The following is a 4,834-nucleotide window of genomic DNA, read 5'->3' as shown; positions in this document are numbered from 1 at the left end:
GAATATCTTGGAAGAGATTCGAGATAATACTTCGGAATAGAAATACAAAAGACGGCCCCCGATCTAGAAATCGGGGGCCGTCTTTTGTGTGGCTACTTTCGCTTGTGCGCATTGTCGAGCATGGTGAAATACTCCGGGGTTCCGAATTCGGGGCATTCGCAGGGGGACTTGTGGCAGAGCGCGCACCGGACGTTTTCGAGGGGTATTTCACCCGCCGCATACCTGTCGAAGTCAGGGGAGATGTGGCCGGAGATCTTCTTGCCCATTGTGATGCCTTCCTTCGTGGTGTTCGGATTCCGTACACCCTTGACTGTACGGAATCCGAACACCACGGGCAAGCTGTCTCCGGCGGTACAGAGTGCTTACCTCCGACGTCTAGACGTCTAGGCGTCCTGACGTCGGTCGTGGTCGAAGTGCGTCAGCATGGCGCGGTAGACCGTGCCACCCTTGTTGGCCTCTGCTACCAGGGCCGCGAGGATCTGGGAGCGCGGAGTCCGCTTTCCGAGCCGCGAGACGACGCGCGTGTGCAGCTCGTCCAGCGCTTCGGCCTCCCTTGAGGTGAGGCGCCATGTGTACGCGCGCGGTGGCGGGCCGGGTTCGACAGGAGGGAGCGGAGCAGGGACGCCAGGGGTGTCCTGGGCAGGGGCCGGCGCGCGTGCGTCGTCAGCGTTCGGCGCGGTTGGGTTCGCGGGGATGTATGCCCGCTTTTTGCCCCGTGGACGTGGCTTTGGTTCGCTGTTGCTCTCGTTTCTACTTGCCATGCTTCACCCTGGCTTTGATCTCGTCCGTTACTTTCCGGTACACGCCGAGCGTGGGGGGAATGGTCCCCCACACGTGCGAATAGATGTCTAGGTTCTGCTGCACCTCGGTTTCGAGCATTTCGATACCGGCCTTCGTCACCTCGGTCCTGCATTTCCTGGCGAGCCCGCGGCCAGGGTCGGGCGTCCTGGTGATGACCGCGATTTGCCGGACTCCGGCATTCATGGCGATGACCTGAGTGGCAGGGACACGGGACAGCTCCCCGCGTTCGCCTCCCAGCGGTGATATCAGGAGGCTTGCTCTTGTCAGGGCTTGCTTGAGGACATGGGGAGCTTCCCCTCCCACGTCGATCAATACGCGATCGGGACTGAATCGCTCTACCGCTTGATTGATGAACGGGACGAGTAGTCCCTGACCCGGTGACCACTGGACCACGTCGAACGGCAGCGTCTCGCCGTTGCCGTACACCTCACCAGCCCAGTCGGTCACTCCCTGTGTTCCATCGTCCGCGTCTATGACGAGGACGTCTTCCCCATCGTCCGCGAGCGCGAACGCGACAAACATCGTGGTTGTGGTCTTCCTGCTCCCTCCCTTCAAGAAGTTGATCACCCACCAGGGCACGTCATCGGTCATGGCGTCTCCGTGTCGCTCGGTGACGTCCGGACGTCTGAACGTCCAGACGTCACCAGCATTCCAGACGGAGCGATGCCGGTCCGGGAGTAAGGCGCGTGTCACTGCCGGGGTAGCTTGTGGCGGGTGTTCGGAAACCGTACAGTCAAGGGTGTACGGAAACCGAACACCTGGAAAGGGTGCAGATGGACATCACGTGGGAGGACGCACCCGGAGGGAACGACGGACGCGTCATCACCATCACGATGAGCGCCGGGGAAGACCCGCTCGGCATCTTGTACGGGATGGTGCTGAAAGGCCGACTCGAGAGCTTCTTGACGGTCCTCGCGGCACCCCAGTACGCGGACACGGCTGACCGGGCGATGGTGTATCACCTGCTGCGCGACGTGGCGAGCGTTCACGCGGCCCTTACCCGTCGCCGCGAGCATCTGGAGTTGCTTGCGCGGGACCGCGACGGTCAGGGGTGGGGGAGCATCGCGACCGCCACCGAGGAAGCGCGCAGCACTGTCCGAGACCGGATCATCCGGTTGCGGCGCGAGTACGCCGCGATGGGCATCTCCTACGGCACTCCGCCCGAGGACCAGTAGAACGAGCGGCCGGGGGACGGATCTGACTTCGCAGGGTCCGCCACCGTCCCCCGGGCCGTCTCCGATCCGCACGCAGACCAGAGAGGAACGATGATGGCATCTCCCGAGGTTTTCGCCGGCGTTTTCGCCGCGCTGTTCGCGGCCCACGAGGTTGCGGACCACTGGGTCCAGACGCACACGCAGGCCGTACGGAAGGGCTCGCCCGGATGGGTCGGGCGGTTGGCGTGCGCGCGGCACGTCGCGACCTACACGGCCACGCTCACCGTCGTCCTGGCGCTCGTCTCGTGGCGTCTGGGCATCGGCTACAGCCTGCCGAACGTCGTGGCCGCCGTCGTGCTCACGGCCGGGACGCACTACTGGGCGGACCGGCGGACCACGCTCCGTCGTCTCGCGGACCTGGCGAGGAAGGGGGACTTCGCCGGACTCGGTGACCCCCTGGCCGCTCCGACCGGTACGGGTGCCTACTCCCTTGATCAGGCGTGGCACATCGGGTTCCTGTCGGTGGCCGCGCTCATCCTCGCATGACGTCTGTACGTCTAGACGTCTAGGCGTCCTGACGTTGCGTCCGGGTGCCCCGGCCAGCACGGGGCAGCACCTCACGGGACGGCAGAAAGCCACCTGCACCACGAGACATGAGGAGACGAGATGGGCGAGTGGAAGCGCGGACGGCAGAACTTCGTCGGCAACGTGATGGGCAACGTCACCATCAACGGCCAGGCCGTTGGTCCGGGTGTCTATGCCGGAGGGGAACAGGTCGCCTGTTCATGCGGTAACACGACGAACTGGGGCGACGTGAAGATGACCCCGGCCGGGACGACCGCCGAATGCGGGGAGTGCGGCGAATCCGTCCGCCAGTAGCGCGCAGAACAAGGAAGGGACCCCTGCCCATAGGGCTGGGGTCCCTTCTCGCGTTGCGGCTACTGCGGGGTTCCGGGGACGTCCCACATGGTGACCGCGAACGCGAGTTCGGGGGCCCTGGACGTCTGGGTCGCGTACTGCGTCACGAGCCGGACCACCCTCCCCGGAGCCGTCACCACGCACACCACGTCGCCCGTCCGGAGGCGATCGGTGACCGCTTCGCCGGACGCCAGGGCCGCGTCTCGGCACTGCGAGGCACCCGAGCGGCCCCCGGGGGGAAGGACCGCGATCCGGGCGTCCGACATCGCTTTCAGCATCGTTTGAAGCCAGTCCCCGCGGATGTCGGCCGCGCCGGAACTTTCGGAGACGCGCGGTGGAGTCTGGTCCAGGTCCTCGAGGGCGTGCGGGCCGTTGACGCGCAGCGTCCCCCGCCAGACGACCCGGGGAGGCGGTGCCTTCGACGGTGCCGGGGAGCTGGACGAGGCAGACGGCCCCGGCACCGGCGCGGCGCTCGCCGGGCCAGGCCGGGCCGACGCCGTGACCGTGACCGTCGCCCGTGGCGCGGCGGCCGGCTCCTTGTCTCCATCGCCTCCCCCTGAGCACATCACCAACGTGAACATCCCGGCGACGAGCGAGACACCGCCAGCGATAGCGGCGGTCCGCAGGTTCCGGGGGGTCAGTCCCCGGTCAGGGTCGGGCGGCTGGTCTGGGGGAGTCGTCACGATCCTCCTTACGGTCTCGCGGTCTCGGTCGGAGCGTTGCCGGGGTCATCACGGGGAGTGCGTGGGGGAAGCTCCCCCTGACCCACCGCCGTCCACCCCGAGCGCGGTCGTGATCGCCTTGGCTATCACCACGATCACGCCCGGCGTGTAGAAGATCACTCCGACGAGCACGGCCAGGGCCAAGAACTGAACGAAGCGCGTGATCTCCCGCGTGAACAGGAAGAAAATCGCAACGATGCCGACCCCTGCCAGGAACAGCGGGCCGAAGAAGCCCATGAGCCAGTCCGCCAGGCCCTGAGTGTTCGGGTCCTGCTGGGCAACCGTGGTGGTGACCAGTGCCAGCGTCGCGCCATGCATGTCTGCGCGTCCTCACGTACGTGTAGGGGAAAGGGCCAGGTCAGGAAGGGTGTGGCGCTTGCCGGGAGGCCGGTGACCGCTCACGGGTGCCTTTCGTCTCGCCCTGGGGGATGCAACCTCCCACGGTATCAGCGTCACCTTCGAAAACGGGTCAGGACGAATTCGCACGCGACCCGAACAATCAGCAACCACACGAATCCGATCATTGGCGCGGCAACCATTCCCATCACTCCATATAGCCATCCGTTCCGCCAGGTGGTCACCCACCATCCGAGGACGAAGAAGAAGGCGGTCACGAGTGTGATCACGGACGCGCACCCGAGGTAAATCCAGCGAATCACAAGGGGAGTCGCCAGGATCGTAAACCTGGTGTCGGTGAGCGCCGATATCAGACCTGGCTGTTTCGGGGGGTAAGGAGAGCCGGGTGAAAGTGGTTCGGGCATCGGATCACCTCCTATCTACTTTTCCGATCGGAGCGGCCCCGCGTTCACCCAAAGGGGAAAACGCGGGGCCGCTCCGATATTTGTTAGATTCTCTCAGTAGTCGATTTCTTGAATGTTAGAGACGGTCATCGTCGGGACGTATCTGTGAATGATCCCCTTTAGCGCATCGGCTGCCGCCTGCGGCCCGTGCTCGATCATGGCGCTGATGATGCGGTCAGCCTCTTCCGGGGTCATGTGCGTCCCGGGGTTGATCCATCTATCGCGCCTGTCCTCGGACACCTCGACTGTGCCGAAGATGGCCAGGCCCCCGGTTCCCGTTTGGTCCTTGCTAGGGCCGGTAGCCGTGCCGGACCCGGCCATCTGAGCCTTTCTGCCTGGTGTCAGCTTCGTTTCCCGGAACGCCGCATCGAACTTCCCCCGATTGCTCTTTCCGGGGTTCTGCTCTCCTTTTTTCCAGCGTTGGACGGTCCGGATGTCC

At 65.0% G+C, this 4,834-nt stretch carries 8 protein-coding genes; 3 read left to right on the top strand and 5 right to left on the bottom strand.

What is annotated here, in order from left to right:
- Positions 1-92: 92 nt before the first annotated feature.
- Entirely contained in the window at positions 93-266 is a 174-nt protein-coding gene (locus G339_RS39270) for a hypothetical protein (RefSeq protein ID WP_157408153.1), read from the bottom strand.
- Positions 267-750: 484 nt separating this feature from the next.
- Positions 751-1,392, bottom strand: a complete 642-nt coding sequence (locus G339_RS37295) for a ParA family protein (protein WP_019635125.1) — start codon at positions 1,390-1,392, stop codon at positions 751-753.
- A gap of 182 nt (positions 1,393-1,574) precedes the next feature.
- On the opposite strand from G339_RS37295, the gene G339_RS0131925 reads away from it, so the two are divergent.
- From G339_RS0131925 to G339_RS0131915, 3 genes are all read left to right on the top strand, one after another.
- Complete coding sequence (locus tag G339_RS0131925) at positions 1,575-1,976, top strand: hypothetical protein (RefSeq protein ID WP_157408152.1); 402 nt, start codon at positions 1,575-1,577, stop codon at positions 1,974-1,976.
- 93 nt (positions 1,977-2,069) lie between these two features.
- Positions 2,070-2,501, top strand: coding sequence for a DUF3307 domain-containing protein (locus G339_RS0131920; protein WP_019635123.1), 432 nt, complete (start codon positions 2,070-2,072; stop codon positions 2,499-2,501).
- A gap of 120 nt (positions 2,502-2,621) precedes the next feature.
- Entirely contained in the window at positions 2,622-2,834 is a 213-nt protein-coding gene (locus tag G339_RS0131915; RefSeq protein ID WP_019635122.1) for a hypothetical protein, read from the top strand.
- 770 nt (positions 2,835-3,604) lie between these two features.
- Here the strand turns inward: G339_RS0131915 and G339_RS36075 are convergent.
- The 3 genes from G339_RS36075 to G339_RS39640 all read right to left on the bottom strand — a co-directional run.
- Entirely contained in the window at positions 3,605-3,913 is a 309-nt protein-coding gene (locus G339_RS36075) for a hypothetical protein (protein ID WP_019635120.1), read from the bottom strand.
- A gap of 134 nt (positions 3,914-4,047) precedes the next feature.
- Positions 4,048-4,356, bottom strand: coding sequence for a DUF4282 domain-containing protein (locus G339_RS41190; RefSeq protein WP_084693557.1), 309 nt, complete (start codon positions 4,354-4,356; stop codon positions 4,048-4,050).
- A 93-nt stretch (positions 4,357-4,449) separates the two neighbouring features.
- On the bottom strand, positions 4,450-4,834 hold a 385-nt coding region (locus G339_RS39640), incomplete at its 5' end, for a hypothetical protein (RefSeq protein ID WP_169514806.1).

The organism is Actinomadura atramentaria DSM 43919, from assembly GCF_000381885.1.
Classification (GTDB): Bacteria; Actinomycetota; Actinomycetes; order Streptosporangiales; family Streptosporangiaceae; genus Spirillospora; species Spirillospora atramentaria.
Note: the sequence above shows the minus strand (reverse complement) of the source record. Positions and strands in the feature narration are given on the sequence as shown.

Coding starts and splice junctions, on each gene's coding strand:
- G339_RS37295 (WP_019635125.1), bottom strand. CDS start 1,392: ATGACCGATGACGTGCCCTGGTGGGTGATCAACTTCTTGAAGGGAGGG.
- G339_RS36075 (WP_019635120.1), bottom strand. CDS start 3,913: ATGCATGGCGCGACGCTGGCACTGGTCACCACCACGGTTGCCCAGCAG.
- G339_RS0131925 (WP_157408152.1), top strand. CDS start 1,575: ATGGACATCACGTGGGAGGACGCACCCGGAGGGAACGACGGACGCGTC.
- G339_RS39270 (WP_157408153.1), bottom strand. CDS start 266: ATGGGCAAGAAGATCTCCGGCCACATCTCCCCTGACTTCGACAGGTAT.
- G339_RS41190 (WP_084693557.1), bottom strand. CDS start 4,356: ATGCCCGAACCACTTTCACCCGGCTCTCCTTACCCCCCGAAACAGCCA.
- G339_RS0131915 (WP_019635122.1), top strand. CDS start 2,622: ATGGGCGAGTGGAAGCGCGGACGGCAGAACTTCGTCGGCAACGTGATG.
- G339_RS0131920 (WP_019635123.1), top strand. CDS start 2,070: ATGGCATCTCCCGAGGTTTTCGCCGGCGTTTTCGCCGCGCTGTTCGCG.